The following is a 15,083-nucleotide window of genomic DNA, read 5'->3' on the forward strand; positions in this document are numbered from 1 at the left end:
CTTCTCCCACCGGCCCCGCTGGGGCCGGCTCCCCCACACTCAAGGAGCAGCTGGATGAAGCGCATGAAGCAGGCCGCAGCCCTGGCCGTCGCACTCGGCCTGGCCCTCGTCCCCCTCTCGGCAAGCACCGCGCAGGCCGCCGGGCCGGCCACCCACAAGGGAATGACCTGGAAGGTGCTCGCGTCGGGCCCTGACGGGACCGTCCAGGTCGGCGGCCCGGCGCACTCGACGCCGAGCGACCCGTACAACGGCGACACCCTCCCGTCCGTCTCGCTGCCGGTCCTCTGCATCACCGTGGACGGCAGCCCGGCGCCGGACGGCATCAGCATCGGCTTCTACAACGGTTGGTCCGGCGGCACCGTCGCGCTCAGCCAGCCGGTGAAGGGTTCGCGGCTGAACAGCCAGGCCGCCGCGAACAGCGTCTGCCAGGCGGCCTTCGGCACCGGCTGGCGCCAGGCCGAGTTCCACGACGGCCGCTACGGCCCGAACCTGGACTACGTCGGCGGGTGGAGCTTCTGGGCGTACGGCAACATCGCCCCCAACGCCCGCTTCTGGACCGCCATCAACGACCAGCAGGCCAACCCCTGGAACTGACGGCGGCGCGGTGGTGACGGCCGGGCGGGGCGGCGAGTAGTCCGCCCGGCCGAACCGCCTCCTCCTCCGGTTCCGGACCGGAGCCCTCGGGGCACGGCGCGAGGGCTCCGGTACGAGCGGCCCGGTCACCCTCGGACAGCCGGGCCGTCCGGCGTTCGGGGTCCTCGGCGTTGCGGGAGGCGGGGCGGGGGTCTCGTCGGTCGGCGGGTACTCCGGGGTGAGGGGCGCGTGGCATGGGGCAGGAACTCCTCTGCCGGGAGGGCGTCATGGGTGCGGGGCGGACCCCCCTTCAGGGGCGGCACCGGGACAGACCTTCCCATCCGGCGGCGACCGGTGACATCCCAGGTTTGCGGGAGGCGCGACGACCTCCTCCCTGTGGTAGGGAGACGGCCTGTTGCGGACCGCTCCACAGCATTTCCCCAGGCCGGCGACCTGGGGCCTTCGTGCTGTCCGGGCTCGCACCGGGTTCCGGGTCGGGGCGGGGCGGTGGCGAGACGAGGACGGGGGCGGGGGCGGGGGCGGTCGGGCGGGGGCGTCAGGCCGGTGGGCGGCCGAGTCCGGCGGTGTACGGGGCCGCGAGAAGTGCGACGAGTTCGCGGCGGCTGCGCACGCCGGTCTTGGTGAAGGCCGACTTCAGGTGGTCCTGGACGGTGGCCGGGCTCAGGAAGAGCCGGTGGGCTATGTCCCTGGTGCTCAGGCCCCGTACCGCCTGCAGGACCACCTCCTGCTCGCGGGGGGAGAACCGGTGCGCCAGCAGGGACAGCGGGATGACGTCGACCGGGCTCGCGGGCTGGGCGACCAGGGCGACGCTGCCCCGCGGGCACTGGTCGAGCAGCGAGGCGCGGACGGTGAGCCACTGGCCGCTGGGGCGGCGCAGCCGGGTCCAGGCGTGGGCGCCCGCGTTCGCGGAGGTCGCGTGGGTGCGAGCCCGCTCGGCGAGGTAGACCAGTGCCGTCGGTACTCCGGCGGGGCGGTACTGCGACTCGGCGAGCTCCTCGAACAGTTGCCGGGCCCCGGAGTCCGCGGAGGCGAGCTGACCGGTGGGGCCGATGACGGCGACCCCGAGCCAGTACGGTCCGTCCAGCGGGTCCGCTCGGACGTCCTGCCCGTCGGGGGTGCCTGCGGTGGGCAGTGCGTAGTCGCGCAGGGTGGCGGCCACGACCCGGGCGGCCCGTTCGGCCAGTCTCTGCTCGCTCGCGCCGAAGGGTGCCGATCCGGCCTCGCGCATCAGTGCGGCGGCTCCCCACCGCCCGCCGCCGACATCGAAGTTCATCCGCAGCTCGTCGCCCAGTCCGTTCTCGGCGAGCAGCTCCCGGTAGCGCACGCTGCGTTCGGGTCGGCCCCCGGTGGCCCGGTGGACGGTCTCCACGACGCGGCCGGCGGCCCGGATGTCGGCGAACCGGGTGGTGTCGTCGGACCACATCTCCAACCAGATGGCGTGCTCGAAGGCGGTCGGCTGCAGGCCGTCGGCAACGGTGGAGGTCAGGAATCCGGTGACCGGATCGGCCCCGTGCAGGCAGCCCGCCTCGGACCCGAGGGTGGGTCCGAGGACGGTGAGGAGCTGCCGGAAGAACTGCTCCAACGGAAGCTTCGCCGCCGCCAGATCGTCGATCTCTCCCGTCATGCGGCGTTCCCTGGCACGGAATGATGTCATCTCCTCACCATAGGGCCGAGGTTGGCGGGCCCCCCGCAAACCTGGGATGTTGCCGGTCATCACCGACCGGGAAGGTCCGCCCGGACGGTGACCGGCGAAAAGGCTGTTTGATGGATCATCACCTCCGACCGGAGGAAGGGAAGTTGATGGACACCAGGTAGCCCGGCATCCGGACGCCGGGTGACGTCGGAACGGACGGCCGCCTCCGGCCGGGACGGCCGCCCGTTCCGGCGTCAGGGCCGCTTGCGGACCAGGGTGATGCCGTCGGCGACGGTCAGCAGGGAGATGTCCACCCGTTCATCGGCGTACAGGGCGGCGTTCAGTTCGCGGACGCCCTCGGTGTCCGGGTCCTGTGCGGCCGGGTCCGCGACCCGACCGAAGAACAGCGTGTTGTCCACCACCAGCAGGCCGCCGGGCCGCAACAGGGCGAACGATCCCTCGTAGTAGCGGGGGTAGTCGGCCTTGTCCGCGTCGATGAAGACGAGGTCGAAGGATTCCGGTCCGCGCTCCGCCGTCAGCTTGGCCAGGGTCTCCACCGCGTCGCCGATCCGCAGCTCGATCCGGTCGGCGACCTCGGCCTGCTCCCAGTACCCGGCCCCGATGGCGGGCCAGCGCTCGGTGAGGTCGCAGGTCACCAGCTCCCCGCCGGGCGGCAGGGCGCGGGCCATGCAGAGTGTGCTGTACCCGGTGAACGTGCCGATCTCCAGGATCGACCGGGCCCCGGTCAGCGCGACCAGCAGCGCCAGCAGCTGCCCCTCCTCGGCCATCACCTGCATGGCCTCGCCGGCCGGTAGGGCGGCGGTCTCGGCCCGAAGTCCCGCCAGCAGCTCGTCGTCCCTGAGTGAGGTCCCCCGGATGTAGTCGAGCAGTTCCTGCGTGGGTGTCACCTGTTGGGCCATGGGACTCCTTGTCGGGTGCGCGTCCGGGTCCGGACGCCGGTCGGCGGGGTGCGGTGGGCTCGGCGGGCCCGGCGGGGTGTGGAGCGGGAAGGGCGGGGTGTGGAGCGGGAAGGGCGGGCGGGGGCTATGCCCCGCGGCGACTCGCCGACGTCCGCCCGAGCACCGAGCGGAGCCGGTGGCCGACCGGGTCGAGTCCGGCGGTGGCGGCCAGTTCCAGCGCGGACCTCAGGTTGGCCTGCTCGGCGCGCCACCAGTCCTCGGCGTCGGGGTGGCAGTCGGGGGCGGGCGCCCAGGGGACGAAGGACGGGCCGAAGAACGGGCCGCGGACCGGGCCCGTGTCGTCGTGGCCGGTGGCCGGGCCGAGCTTCTCCTCGGCCATCCGCAGGTAGCAGGCGAGCAGCCGGCGCAGTGTCTCGGCACGGCGCTCGGGCGGGTCCTCCGCCTCGGCCCGCTCCCTCGCGTAGGCGCGCAGCAGATCGTCGAGATGGTAGCGGCCGCAGCCGCGGGCGTGCAGCAGGTGGGCGTCGGCGAGGGTCTCCAGGACGGCTTCCGCCGTGTCGACCTGGCAGTCCAGCAGGACGGCCGCGATGCGGGCGTCGGTGTGCTCGGCCCCGACGGCGCCCAGCATCCGGAAGGCGGCGGCGGGGTCGGGTAAGGACGGCAGCCGAGGGGCGTCGCGCTGCAGGGTCCGGTAGTCGCGTTCCAGGCCGATCCGGACGCCGAGGTCGCCGACCCGCAGTTCGTCCAGCAGGCGGGCGGAGCGGGCCAGCCGGGCGGCGAGCCGGGCGAGGTCCCAGTGCGGGCGGCCCAGGTAGCGGGCGCCGACGATGCGGACGGCGAGCGGGAGGCCCGCACACCGCCGGACGACGGAACGGGCGGCCTGCGGCTCGGCCTCGACGCGCCGATGGCCGACGATCGAGCCGAGGAGTTCCAGGGAGGCGGGTTCGTCCAGGGGTTCGAGGAGGATGGTGTGGGCTCCGTCCAGGTCGGCGAGCCGGTCGCGGCTGGTGACGATCACCCGGCCGGCCCGGCCACCGGGGAGCAGCGGCCGGACCTGCGCCGCACCGCGTGCGTCGTCGAGGACCACCAGGACCCGGCGGTCGGCGGTGAGCGAGCGGTACAGCAGGGCGGCCTGGTCCGGGTCTGCGGGGATCGCCTCGGCGGCGACCCCGAGGTCGGTCAGGAAGCGGGCGAGCACCTCGCCGGGCTCGGCGGGATTCTCGGTGCCGCCGAGGTCGGCGTAGAGCTGCCCGTGGCCGAACCGGTCCCGGACACCGTGCGCGACGCGGAGCGCGAGCACGCTCTTGCCGATACCGCCGCTGCCGGTGACCACGGTGACCGCGGCGGTCGGCAACTCGGCCAGCAGCCGGTTGGCGAGTTCGCGTTCCTTCGTGCTCCGGCCGACCAGTTCGGGCGGGCCGGCCGGCAGTTGGGCGGGGCGGGGCCGGCGCGGCTCGCCGGGGTACGGGCCGGGGCGCTGCGGCTCCGGCCCGGCGGTGTCGGCCTTCGGGGCCTCGGTACCCGCGGAGTCGTCGGCGGCCAGGATGCGCCGTTGCATCTCCCGTAGTTCCGGGCCGGGTTCGGCGCCGAGCTGGTCGATCAGCGCGGTGCGGGTCAGCTGGAACAGGGCGAGCGCCTCGGACTGTCGGCCGGCCCGGAACAACGCCAGCATCAGTCTGCTGACGAGGGCTTCGCGCAGCGGGCTCTCCTGGACCTCGCGCCACAGCTCGGGCATGATCTCGGCGTGCCGGCCGAGCGCGAGGTCGACGTCCAGCCGTGATTCCACGGTCTGCAGGCGTAGTTCGTGCAGGTAGCGGCCCTCGACCTCGCGCAGCGTGCGGGAGGGGATGTCGACCAGTGGTTCCCCGCGCCACAGCTCCAGGGCGGCGGAGTACTCCGCCGAGGCCGGTTCCAGCTCGCCGGCCCGGATGTGGGCGGCGGCCCGCGCGCGGTGGGCGGTGAAGCGTCCGAGGTCGGTCTCGTCCTCGTCCAGCTCGATCCGGTAGCCGGGGGCCCTGGTGAGGATCCGTCTGCCGGCCTGACCGCCGAGGACCTGGCGGAGCCTCATCACGTACGTGCGGACGGTGGCCGCGGCGCTCGGCGGCCGGCCGCCGTCCCATACCGCCGCGGCGATCCGGTCCACCGACACCACGCGGTTGGCGTTGATCAGAAGCAGGGCGAGCACCACCCTCTGCCGGGGCGCGGGCACCTCACGCTCCCCTCCGTCCACCCGGACGGACAGCGGGCCGAGCATACCGAACTGCACAGACGGCCTCGATTCATGGCGGCAGAACAGGGCGACGGGATCAGGCCTGCCGAGCAGGCGACGCACAGCCTTCCTCTTCGCTCGTCGTCCTGCGGGTCGATCCGCAGGCTGCGACGGGCGGCGCGCGGGCGGCGGGTCCGAACCGCTCTGCAGCGGGGCGAGTTCGTCGACGTCGACGAGCCGGGTCTCCCCCAGGGCTCCCGTGCGGTCGGGCGCCGCGCTGTCGGCCGTGGCGGCCGGATTCCGGACCGTGGAGTTCCCGGCGCCGGGGCGCGCCTGGGCGACGACCACGGACACCTGCCCGTGGGCACTGTGCAGGGTGTCCGCGAAGATCTCGTCGAACTCCCCGATCCGCGCGGGGTCCCTTGCTTGAGCCACTCCTGCTGCTGCGCCGACGGCCCGGTGGGGACGTCCGGCTTCAGGGTCCGGACGGCCGCCGACACCGCCACATCCGGGTCGGTGCGGCCTTCGACCAGGTGCTGGCCGTCCGCCGCGACCTCGGAGGTGGTGCCGTTCGCGAGAGCCGTCCGGCCTGTCGGACGTTCCCAGGGTGCGCAACCGGCTCCGGACGATCTGCGGGCCGGTGCGGAACGGGCGGGCTGCCGGGAGCGTGACACCGCCCCCCGACCGGGCGAGCAGCGCCCTCCCCTCGATGCCGCCGGCAACCTCTGCTCCGGGCAGGCCGGGCGAGGGCACCCCCGGTAACGAGTACAGCGCCACCACCGGGACCGTGATCGGCTTGCGGCGCCGCACCCGGTCACCGTGCGGGCCCTGACCGGGCGGCCATGGCCGTCCCGTTGTACCGCCGTCGCCGGGCGGACCTTCGTGGCCCTTCACGCCGTTTCGGCCTGCCGCGCCGTCGCAGCCGCCGAGCCGGTGGCGCGCGGGATCCCGGCGGCCGGCGCCCCCCGGCGAAGCGACATCACTCACCGCACCCCCTTCCGGTAACGCCGCGACTCCCGCTACCAGAACCGCTCGGAACCTCGCGCCCCGGGCGGCCCGGGCGGAGCGCGACCCGAGGCGCCGCGACCCGGTGGCCGCCGTTCCGCCCGCGCGCCATTCGGACACCAGTAATTCGTGCAGAGTCGACACCGGCGACCTGCCGACGGAGCATACTTCCCACATCGTGGAACCCCCCTCCACTCTCGAAAACCACCGGCCCCAACAGGCCCGGCACGTTCTAGAGATGCGCCCCCCGCACTTTCATCCCGCTGCGTTATCAAATCGTTACTTTCTGCACGACGCGAACACCCTGCAAGCACCACCGGAAGCACGCACCAAAGGGTCGCCCGCATGCGCACCATTCATCCGCGCAGGAGCCCGGGGAGATGAACGCATGATGCGGAGGCTTCCCGGTGGGCGATCTACGGGCCCGCCCCGGACGTCAAGGCCGCTCCGGCATGCTCGCCCCTCGCGTACGAACCACGACGGTCTGTACGACCGGCGCGAGGCTCGCGCAGGGTTGCGGCTTCCGTAGCGTCATGTGGTCAGGTGGAGCCGTCCTCATTCGTTCGCGAAAGGCCCTCCGCCGATGCCCACGTCGTTCTTCGTTTCACGTCAGGCCAAGATCGGTGACGTGGCGGCCCTCGTAGGCACGACACCGCGAGCGATCCGGCACTACCACGACATGGGCCTGATCTCCGAGCCCGGGCGGGGCAGCGACGGCCGTCGGCGCTACGGCTTCCAGGACGTGGTCCGCCTCCTGTGGATCCGGAAAATGGCCGAAGCGGGAATCACCCTGGACGACATCCGTGACGCCTTCACCGACACCGCGACTGCGGCCGAGACCGGCGAGAGCGAGGGGGGCGGCATAGAGGCCACCCTGGCCCGGCTGGAAGAGGACCTTGCCGCCCGGGCGGCAGAACTCGCCCGCCAGCAGGCCCGCGTACAGCGGATGCGTGCCGAAGGCAGCCGGATGGGCCTGCTCTCCGAGGCGGTCACCGGTCGCTTGAAGAACCTTCCCGAGGGCTCGCTGCGCCAGGACGATCTGGACACGCTACTCGTCACCGAGCGGATCTTCGGCCCGCTCGGCGCGGCCGTGCAGGCATCCCGGTTCATGGCGCTGGCCGCCCACCCCGAGCTCCGGGTCGAGTCCGACCGCGTGGACGCTGCCGAGGAAGCACTCGACGACACCGTCGCCGTCGACGACCCACGTGTTGCCGAGACGGCCGCTCGGCGCCACGCGTTCGAGAAGACCCTGATGACGGTGATCGAGGAGTCAGGGATCGAGGAGGAGGAAGCAGCCCTCCTCGGCGCCCTGGACGCCGCTCACCCGGAGGCCGCCGAGGACACTGCGGCAACGGAGGCCGAGGAGGGCGGCATGAGCGTGTTCGAGGCCGCCACCAGGTTGCCTCACGGCTTCTCCCCGGCCCGGGTGCGCTGCGCGGAACTGGCCCAGGAACTCGCCGACCGCGACTGAGCCGGTCCGCCGGAAGTCCCGCGCGGAGAAGGTCCCCGGATCCCGGTCACCTTCCGGGCGACCTCGGAGCACGTGACCCGCCCGTACCGCCCGACCGAGGGGTTTCCGTCGCCCGGCAGTTGACGCTCCCAGTGCCGACCGGTACCAACCGGTGCACTCGCAGGTGGCTCTGGGGGGTGCTCGGGTCCACGGTTGTAGGGTCGGTGCCCATGATGCTGAAGAGGTGGACTTCCCGCGTCCTTCTGATCGACGAGCGTGATCGTCTCCTTCTGCTCTGTGGCCGGGACCCCCGCAGGCCGGGCGCGCAGTGGTGGTTCACCGTCGGCGGCGGGGTGGAGGACGGGGAGGACTACGCCCAGGCCGCGGTGCGCGAGGTACGGGAGGAGACGGCGCTGTCCCTGCCCGTCGAGCGGCTGAGTACAGTCGTCTGGACACGGCAGTCGCTCCTGACCGTCGACGGGCAGCGCTTCGACCAGTACGAGGAGTACCGCCTGGCCCGCGTCACTGCCGCCGAGGCGAGCACGGTCAGGATCGACACGGCCGAGGCGTGCTACGGGTACCGCTGGTGGGCTGCCGAGGAACTGGGAGCCACCTCCGAGACGGTCCGTCCCAAAGGAATGGCCTCCCACCTGACCAGGCTGTTGACGGCAGTCGGCGGGCCCCACCCGGAGCCCGTGCTGCACCTGGGAGACTTCGACGAGGACACCGACCCCGAGTAGGCAGCACCACCCAGGGGGTCGGGTCGTCGGGCACCCGCGTCTCGGCGATGCAGGCCGCGGCGCAGCGCACCCGTCGTGACCGAAACCGGGCGAGCCTGCGATGCCGCCGGGCCGCGCGGGCCTGCGGTCAGGCCGGGAGGCGGTTTCGGTGGGACATGCGGCGGGCCTTGGCCAGCAGGGCGAGGATCCGCGGGGCGACCTGGTAGGCCTTGTCGACCGGCGTCGGGAAAGCCAGCCGGACGTCGGTGTGGGTCTGCGGGTACTCCAGGCGGAGCGTGAGGCCGTACCGGTCCAGTGCGAGCGGCAGGGTGCGGGTCAGTCCCGCGGCCGGGGTGACGAGGCGCAGCAGGAGCGGGACGAGTTCGGAGTGGTCGTCGACCAGGTGGGTGAGCAGGCCGGCCTCGCACTGGGCGAGCGGGTCGGGCACGGCCTTGTGGAGGGCGTCCAGTGGGACATAGGTGCGGCCGTCGGCGTTCTCGATCACGGCCTGCCCGAACTCCACGCACGTGCTCTCCGCGGTGGCGTCGTACGGCTCGGCCAGCAGGCCGGTGACGGTCACCCGGGTACGCACGCGGTCCCGTACCGGAGTGGGGGCGACGTCGGTGAACTCCATCCGGACCGGGATCCGCCCTGCGGGGCCGGGCGAGCTCGGGGGCACGGGGTCGTGGAGGTGGATGCGGCCGATGACCGCGGCACCGTCGAGGCTGCAGACCTCCTGCGCGACACCGTCGCTGATGACGGTCATGGAGTGCGCGGTGGTCAGGACGGACAGCGTGCGTTCGGCGCTGGAAGGCCGCTGGGCAGCGGTGGGGAACATGGGCAGCCTCGATCTCCCGGGCAGGTGCTGGCGGATACAGCCAAGCAAAGTTTAGGTAAGGCTACCCTAACTTTCCCTTGGCCCCCAGAGGGCGGGGCGACACGTCCCTCCCTCCGACACAACGCGGGCCTGGCCGGCAGCCAACAAACCCGCTCACGATGCGGCACCCGGCCGTCGAAAGCCTCCAACCGGGCATCGAGGCCACGTTCACGGCAGCGCTCCTCGAAGTGCCCCGCCACCTCCGCGACTCCGCACGCCGGAATGAGACCACCCCGCCGCCACCCCGGAACTCAGACGGACGCGTCTCGCCACCGCGACCGGGAACCCGCACTCCCGGATCCGGGTCGACGCCGGCGGCAGAGGGCCCGACGAGCGGCGCAGCGAACCCGCCGGGGCCGGGAGAACGGGCTCGTGTGCACGGGTGGAGGGACTCGAACCCCCGGCCTGCCGCTTTGGAGACGGCTGCTCATCCGGTTGAGCTGCACCCGCTCAGCCAGGCCGGACTACCGTGGACGTGATCCGGTACGGCGGTCCCTCCCGTCCTGGCGGGGCGGCAGTGACTACCGTGGACGAAGAGGCCGAACTCCTCCCCACGTGGGGAGGCCGCAGGTCTGACAGGAGCCGGTTGTGAACGACCTCGGTGACGGCAAGGCCTCCAGCGGTGTGCGCGGGTACGCGTTCGCGGGTCGCGAACGCGAGATGCGGGCACTGCTGGGCGCGGTGTCCGGGAAACGCCCGGCGGTGGTCCTGGTGGAGGGCGAGGCGGGGATCGGCAAGTCGCGGCTGGTCGCGGAGGCGTCCGCGGTGCTGGGCACCGAGGGCCTGCGGGTACTGGTGGGCGGCTGCCATCCGCTGCGTGAACCACTGGCCTACGGGCCGGTGGTCGACGCACTGCGCCGGGTCGGAGCGTGGCTGCCGTCCGTGGAGCGGCTGGACGTGTCGGCGGGGGCGCTGGCGCCGCTGCTGCCCGACCTGGCCGGCGCGCTGCCTCCCCCGCCGCCGCCGGCACCGCCGGATTCCCCCGGGTCGAGCGGGCAGCGGTCCCGGGTGGCGTCGGGGGTACGGACGCTGCTGGAGGCGGTGGCTCCGACCGTGCTGGTGGTCGAAGACGTCCACTGGGCGGACGAGGCGACCCGGGAACTCCTTCTCCTGCTCGCACGGGACATGCCCGCCGACACCGCGCTGGTACTGACCTACCGGGCGGAGGACCTACCGGTCGGCCGGCCGGTGCTGGGTGCCGCGTTCCGCCGTCCGCCGGGCACGGGCGGGGCCGAGATCCGGCTCGGCCCACTCGGCGAACCGGAACTGCGGGCCATGGCGCGGGACGTACTCGGCGACCGGCCGAAGCCTGCCCTGGTGCGGGCCCTTCTGCAGCGGAGCGGGGGTCTGCCGCTGGTGATCGAGGAGGACCTGGTCACCCTCGCCGCCGTGCCGCGCGGCACGGACCTGACGGTGCTACGGGTGCCGCGAAGCCTGAGCGAGGTGCTGGCCGAACGCAGGGCCCGGCTGGGCCCGGACGCTGCCGCGCTGGTGAACGCTGCGGCGGTCCTGGCGGTCCCGGCCGGACAGTCGCTGCTGGCCGACGCGGCGGGCCTGGACGGGGACCGGGGCGAGGCGGCCCTGCTGGAGGCCCTGGGCGGGGCGGTGCTGCGGCAGGTGGGCCCGGACTCCTACGGGTTCGGGCACGCCCTCGCCCAGGAGGCCGTCTACGGCGCAATCCCCGGGCCGGTACGCAACCGGGCCCACCGGCGGATCCTTCAGGTGCTGCTGTCCCAGGAGCCGCCACCACTCGTGCAGATCGCCCACCACTCCCGCGCCCTGGGCGACCTGGTTGCCTGGCTGCCCCGCGCCCAGGCAGCCGCCGACCAGGCCACCGCGGTCGGCGACCACGGCACCGCCGCCGCCCTGCTGGGCGAGATCCTCGACCAGCCCGGCCTCACCTCCGAACAGCTCACCCGCGCGGCCCTGGCCATGGCCGTGGCCGCGCACTTCCGTACGGATCGCACCGCCTCCGTGGCGGCGCTGCGCCGGATCATGCTGCTGCCCGGCCTGCCCACTGCGGCTCGCGGCCAGATGCGATCGGCCGTCGCGATGGCGCTGATGTACCAGGAGGGTGATCCGGGGGGCGAGGAGGAGATGCTGACCGCCCTGTCCGAGGTGGAGGAGAGCGACCCGGTCTCCACGGCCAGGATGCTCGGCCTGCTGGGTGTTTCCAGGACCGGCCGGTTCTCACTCGCCGAACAGCGGGCCATGGTCGAACGCGGATTCGCCCTGCCGGCGGCCAGCGAGGACCACTACGCGCAGATGCTGCTCCACCTCGCCAGGTTCGGCCAGCAGTGCGTGGCCGCCGATCCCGCCGCCGCCGAGCTGGTGGCGATGCTGCCCCGTGAGAGTGACGACGTGCAGATGCTCCAGGGCACGGCGATCTTCCTCACGGCCAGTGTCGGGGGCGCTCTCCCCGTCGGCCACGACCGGTCGGCCGCGCAGGCCCTCGCCGAGGCGACCGCATTGGTGGCGCGCACCAACATGCAGACGCTGGACCTGCATCTTCACACCTTCCGCGTCGTGCTCGACTGGCAGGCCGGGCGCTGGAACGAGGCCGAACGGGGCCTGGAATCCTTCCACGAGCGTTATCCGGATCGTCCGCTGGACGCGGGTGGGCTGCTGGGGACCGTCCGCGGTCTCGTCGCCGCCGCCCGTGGCCGCACGGCGCAGGCCGCCGACGCCTTCGAACAGGTCCTCCTCCGCGAGGGCGTCCACCTGGACTCGCTCGGCGCCGCCGCCGGCGCCGCCCGCCTCCACCTCAACCGCGACGACCCCCAGGCCGCCTGGCGGGCTCTGACCGACCCGCACGACTTCCTCGCCTTCCTCGACCGCAAGGAAGCCTGGGCCCACGCCTGGGACCTCGTCCCCACCGCCGTCGAAACCCTCCTCGCCCTGCGGCGGCTGGCGGAGGCCGAGGCCCTGGCCGCACGCCACGCCAGCGGGATCGAGGGCCGGGACGCACCCGGCGCCGTCGCCGAACACCACCTGTGCCGCGGGCTGCTGCTGCGCGCGGCCGACCCTGACGCGGCGATGGCGGCCTTCGACCTCGCGGCCGCACGATGGACCGCCATCGGCCGCCCCTACCCCGCAGCCCTCGCCACCGAACGCGCCGCCCGCACCCGCACCGACCTCGACGACGTCTCCGCCCGCCTCACCGCACCGATCACCGCCTTCGAACACCTCGGCGCCACCTCCGACGCCGCCCGCTGCCACCGCACGCTACGGGAACTCGGCAAAGCGACCTCCAACCCCCGCGGCCGGGCCGGCTACGGCGACCGCCTCTCCCCCCGCGAAGAACAGATCCGCGACCTCCTCACCACCGGCGCCACCAATAAGGACATCGCCGCCGCACTCTTCCTCTCCACCCGCACCGTCGAGAACCACGTCGCCCGCGTCCTCACCAAACTCCGCACCACCCGCGCCGACCTCACCGACCCACCCGGCTGAGACGCCGCAGGTAGTGACGGCGGCGGGCGGCGGCCTGGTGGCGACTGCGGCATTCCGGCCGCCGGTGAAACAGTCCGCTCGGCGTTACCGTGCGGAGGATTCGCCTGCGCCCGGAGAAGGCGGCGGACCTCCTGGACGGTCGGGTCCACCGGTCGGCGCTGTGTGCCGGGCGGTTCAACCGCCGCCGACAGGGCGCGCTTCCGTTCAGTACGACTTCAGGATGACAGCTGATCGGCAAGGAGTCTGACGACGCCCGCCGGTTGACACCGGAGGATGTGACCACCCCAAGGCCTCGAAGCGCAGGTTGTGGAGCAGCGAACCTCCCGATGACCCACCCGCCTGTTCGAGCCCTGGAGCAGCAAGCCTTACGGAAGCGCAGGCCGCTGGTACGCGTTGCCGGCTCGGCGCGTGAAGCGCCGCTGTCCCCGAGTACCCGGTGCCGCGTCGGACCAACAACTCTGGACCGCCACCCATGCACGTGACCACCCCCGTCAGCTACCTGGCCCAGCTGTGTCGAGAGCTCACCGACTTCACCTGGAGACAGACCCGCGCCTGTGCCTACGCCATCGCGCTGCTCGCGGGTGTGGCGGCTTCCACCGCGCTGCCGAGTTTGCCCCTGGCCCGCTACGACCTACTCGTCGTCTACGGCATCCTGCTCACCCTGACGTTCTGGCGGTGCGGCTGGGAGACTGGTCGCGACGTCGCCGTCATCGCCGCCTGCCACGTCATCGGACTGGTATTCGAGCTGGTGAAGGTGCACCTCGGCTCGTGGAGCTATCCGGAGCCGGCGGTACTGAAGATCGGAGGCGTCCCGTTGTACGGGGGGTTCCTCTACTCGGCTGTCGCCAGCTACGTGTGCCGTGCCTGGCACCTCTTCGACCTGCGGCTCACCCGCTACCGCCGCTGGCCGACAGCTGGGGTTGCGGCTCTGATCTACGTCAACTTCTTCACCCATCACTGGCTGCCCGACGCGCGCTGGCCGCTGGCCGCCATGCTGTTGGCGGTCACCGCCGGCACAACGGTCAGCTACCGCGTCCGCGGCGACCGACGACGCATGCCTCTCGCGTTGTCGTTTCTCCTCATCGGCTTCTTCCTCTGGCTGGCGGAGAACCTGGCCACCTACTCCGGTGCCTGGCGGTACCCCCACCAGCTACAGGGCTGGGAGCCCGTTGCTCCCGCAAAGATCGGCGCATGGACGCTGCTGATCAGTGTCACGTTCGTCCTGGCAACGATCGGCAGACTTCGGCCGCCCAGGAGTCCGCGCTCTCCTTGACGGGCTTTCCTGCCCCACCCAGCGGGGCCCGGCAGGTTAACGACGCCGGGGTGTGGTCGCGGATGCCGGCCGGGAAGCGGGGCCCGGTGCTGAGCGACTCGGAGCGAGTGGCCCTGACCGCGGCGAATCCCGCTCCCCCACCTGATAGGAAGAGCACAGCACAATCCCGATCGAAGGGGGCACGGAAGAGATGGCCGTCCTGACGCCGAGGCGCCTCTGGAAGGGATACAGCAAACCGCAGCGCACCGAGCTCTACCTCCGCTGGTCGCTCTACCTCGTGCCGCTGGTCATGCTCCCGCTGATCATGCTGGCCATCGCCGCCGCCCCGGACGTCCAACCGAACACCGACGGCATCGCCCGGATCTGCCTGGTCGTCGTCTTGGGCACCACCCTGCTGACCCTGCCGGCCCTGCGCACCTCACTCGACCACTACCTGAAGCGGCCCACCGACCACCTGCGCTGGCTCGTCGCCGTGGGCGTCGTGGCAGTGGCCGGCTCCTGGGCCGTACTGCTGCTCGGCCCGGCCGGCGGCGGGCCGGGCAGTCCGTACGCACCGCCGTTCACCGCCGTGGTCGTCTCCGCCCTGCTGGCCACCGCCTTCTGCCCGGCGAGCGTGGGCCTACCGGTGGGCCGGGCGTGCCTCGCCGGGGCGGTGGCCCAGCTCCTGATCGCCCCCGCGGCCCTGCTGGCCGGGCTCAGCGCCCCGACCACGGCCGGCCTGCTGCTCGGCAACCTGATCACGCTCGTCGTCGTCGGCCTCAGCTGCCGCAGCTTCGCCTGGCTGCAGTCCGTCGTCTGGGAGCTGGACACCGCCCGCGAGGCCCAGGCCCGGCTGGCCGTCGCCGAGGAGCGGCTGCGGTTCTCCCGGGACCTGCACGACGTCATGGGCCGCAACCTCACCACCATCGCGCTCAAGAGCGAGCTCGCCGTCCAACTGGCCCGCCGGGGCC

The 15,083-nt window shown here is 72.9% G+C and carries 10 protein-coding genes and 1 tRNA gene; 6 read left to right on the forward strand and 5 right to left on the reverse strand.

The features are described from left to right. The first annotated feature begins 54 nt into the window (after positions 1 to 54). The gene (locus PUR56_RS35480) at positions 55 to 594 is read left to right on the forward strand and encodes a hypothetical protein (RefSeq protein WP_329875229.1); all 540 of its coding nucleotides are present in this window, start codon (positions 55 to 57) and stop codon (positions 592 to 594) included. 535 nt (positions 595 to 1,129) lie between these two features. On the opposite strand, the gene PUR56_RS35485 is transcribed toward PUR56_RS35480, so the two are convergent. The 3 genes from PUR56_RS35485 to PUR56_RS35495 form a co-directional block, all read right to left on the reverse strand. Beyond that, on the reverse strand, positions 1,130 to 2,218 hold the full coding sequence (locus PUR56_RS35485; RefSeq protein ID WP_329951993.1) for a helix-turn-helix transcriptional regulator: 1,089 nt from the start codon (positions 2,216 to 2,218) through the stop codon (positions 1,130 to 1,132). Positions 2,219 to 2,481: 263 nt separating this feature from the next. Beyond that, entirely contained in the window at positions 2,482 to 3,147 is a 666-nt protein-coding gene (locus PUR56_RS35490) for an O-methyltransferase (RefSeq protein ID WP_329951994.1), read from the reverse strand. A gap of 124 nt (positions 3,148 to 3,271) precedes the next feature. Beyond that, positions 3,272 to 5,791 (reverse strand): AfsR/SARP family transcriptional regulator, encoded by a 2,520-nt coding sequence (locus tag PUR56_RS35495; RefSeq protein ID WP_329951995.1) that lies wholly within the window; start codon positions 5,789 to 5,791, stop codon positions 3,272 to 3,274. Between the two features lie 1,153 nt (positions 5,792 to 6,944). On the opposite strand from PUR56_RS35495, the gene PUR56_RS35500 reads away from it, so the two are divergent. Both PUR56_RS35500 and PUR56_RS35505 read left to right on the forward strand, forming a co-directional pair. Further along, a complete protein-coding gene (locus PUR56_RS35500; protein ID WP_329951996.1) occupies positions 6,945 to 7,832 on the forward strand; it encodes a MerR family transcriptional regulator in 888 nt (295 codons plus the stop codon). A 209-nt stretch (positions 7,833 to 8,041) separates the two neighbouring features. Beyond that, a complete protein-coding gene (locus PUR56_RS35505; RefSeq protein WP_329951997.1) occupies positions 8,042 to 8,551 on the forward strand; it encodes an NUDIX hydrolase in 510 nt (169 codons plus the stop codon). Positions 8,552 to 8,678: 127 nt separating this feature from the next. Here PUR56_RS35505 and PUR56_RS35510 read toward each other — a convergent pair whose 3' ends face one another. Both PUR56_RS35510 and PUR56_RS35515 read right to left on the reverse strand, forming a co-directional pair. Then, positions 8,679 to 9,368 carry a DUF2470 domain-containing protein gene (locus tag PUR56_RS35510; RefSeq protein ID WP_329951998.1) on the reverse strand — a complete coding sequence of 230 codons (690 nt, stop codon included), beginning with the start codon at positions 9,366 to 9,368 and terminating at the stop codon, positions 8,679 to 8,681. Between the two features lie 416 nt (positions 9,369 to 9,784). Further along, a tRNA-Trp gene (locus tag PUR56_RS35515) sits at positions 9,785 to 9,857 on the reverse strand. Positions 9,858 to 9,995: 138 nt separating this feature from the next. Between PUR56_RS35515 and PUR56_RS35520 the strand changes: the two genes are divergently transcribed. From PUR56_RS35520 to PUR56_RS35530, 3 genes are all read left to right on the forward strand, one after another. Continuing rightward, the gene (locus PUR56_RS35520) at positions 9,996 to 12,860 is read left to right on the forward strand and encodes a helix-turn-helix transcriptional regulator (RefSeq protein WP_329951999.1); all 2,865 of its coding nucleotides are present in this window, start codon (positions 9,996 to 9,998) and stop codon (positions 12,858 to 12,860) included. 472 nt (positions 12,861 to 13,332) lie between these two features. After that, complete coding sequence (locus PUR56_RS35525; protein WP_329952000.1) at positions 13,333 to 14,133, forward strand: DUF817 domain-containing protein; 801 nt, start codon at positions 13,333 to 13,335, stop codon at positions 14,131 to 14,133. 190 nt (positions 14,134 to 14,323) lie between these two features. Next, a partial coding sequence (locus tag PUR56_RS35530) for a histidine kinase dimerization/phosphoacceptor domain-containing protein (protein WP_329952001.1) occupies positions 14,324 to 15,083 on the forward strand: 760 nt, incomplete at its 3' end.

The organism is Streptomyces sp. BE303, assembly GCF_036290945.1.
Classification (GTDB): Bacteria; Actinomycetota; Actinomycetes; order Streptomycetales; family Streptomycetaceae; genus Kitasatospora.

Bases quoted from the DNA above. Each gene is read 5' to 3' on its own strand.
- PUR56_RS35480 (WP_329875229.1), top strand. From the start codon at position 55: ATGAAGCGCATGAAGCAGGCCGCAGCCCTGGCCGTCGCACTCGGCCTG.
- PUR56_RS35485 (WP_329951993.1), bottom strand. From the start codon at position 2,218: ATGACGGGAGAGATCGACGATCTGGCGGCGGCGAAGCTTCCGTTGGAG.
- PUR56_RS35490 (WP_329951994.1), bottom strand. From the start codon at position 3,147: ATGGCCCAACAGGTGACACCCACGCAGGAACTGCTCGACTACATCCGG.
- PUR56_RS35500 (WP_329951996.1), top strand. From the start codon at position 6,945: ATGCCCACGTCGTTCTTCGTTTCACGTCAGGCCAAGATCGGTGACGTG.
- PUR56_RS35505 (WP_329951997.1), top strand. From the start codon at position 8,042: ATGATGCTGAAGAGGTGGACTTCCCGCGTCCTTCTGATCGACGAGCGT.
- PUR56_RS35510 (WP_329951998.1), bottom strand. From the start codon at position 9,368: ATGTTCCCCACCGCTGCCCAGCGGCCTTCCAGCGCCGAACGCACGCTG.
- PUR56_RS35525 (WP_329952000.1), top strand. From the start codon at position 13,333: ATGCACGTGACCACCCCCGTCAGCTACCTGGCCCAGCTGTGTCGAGAG.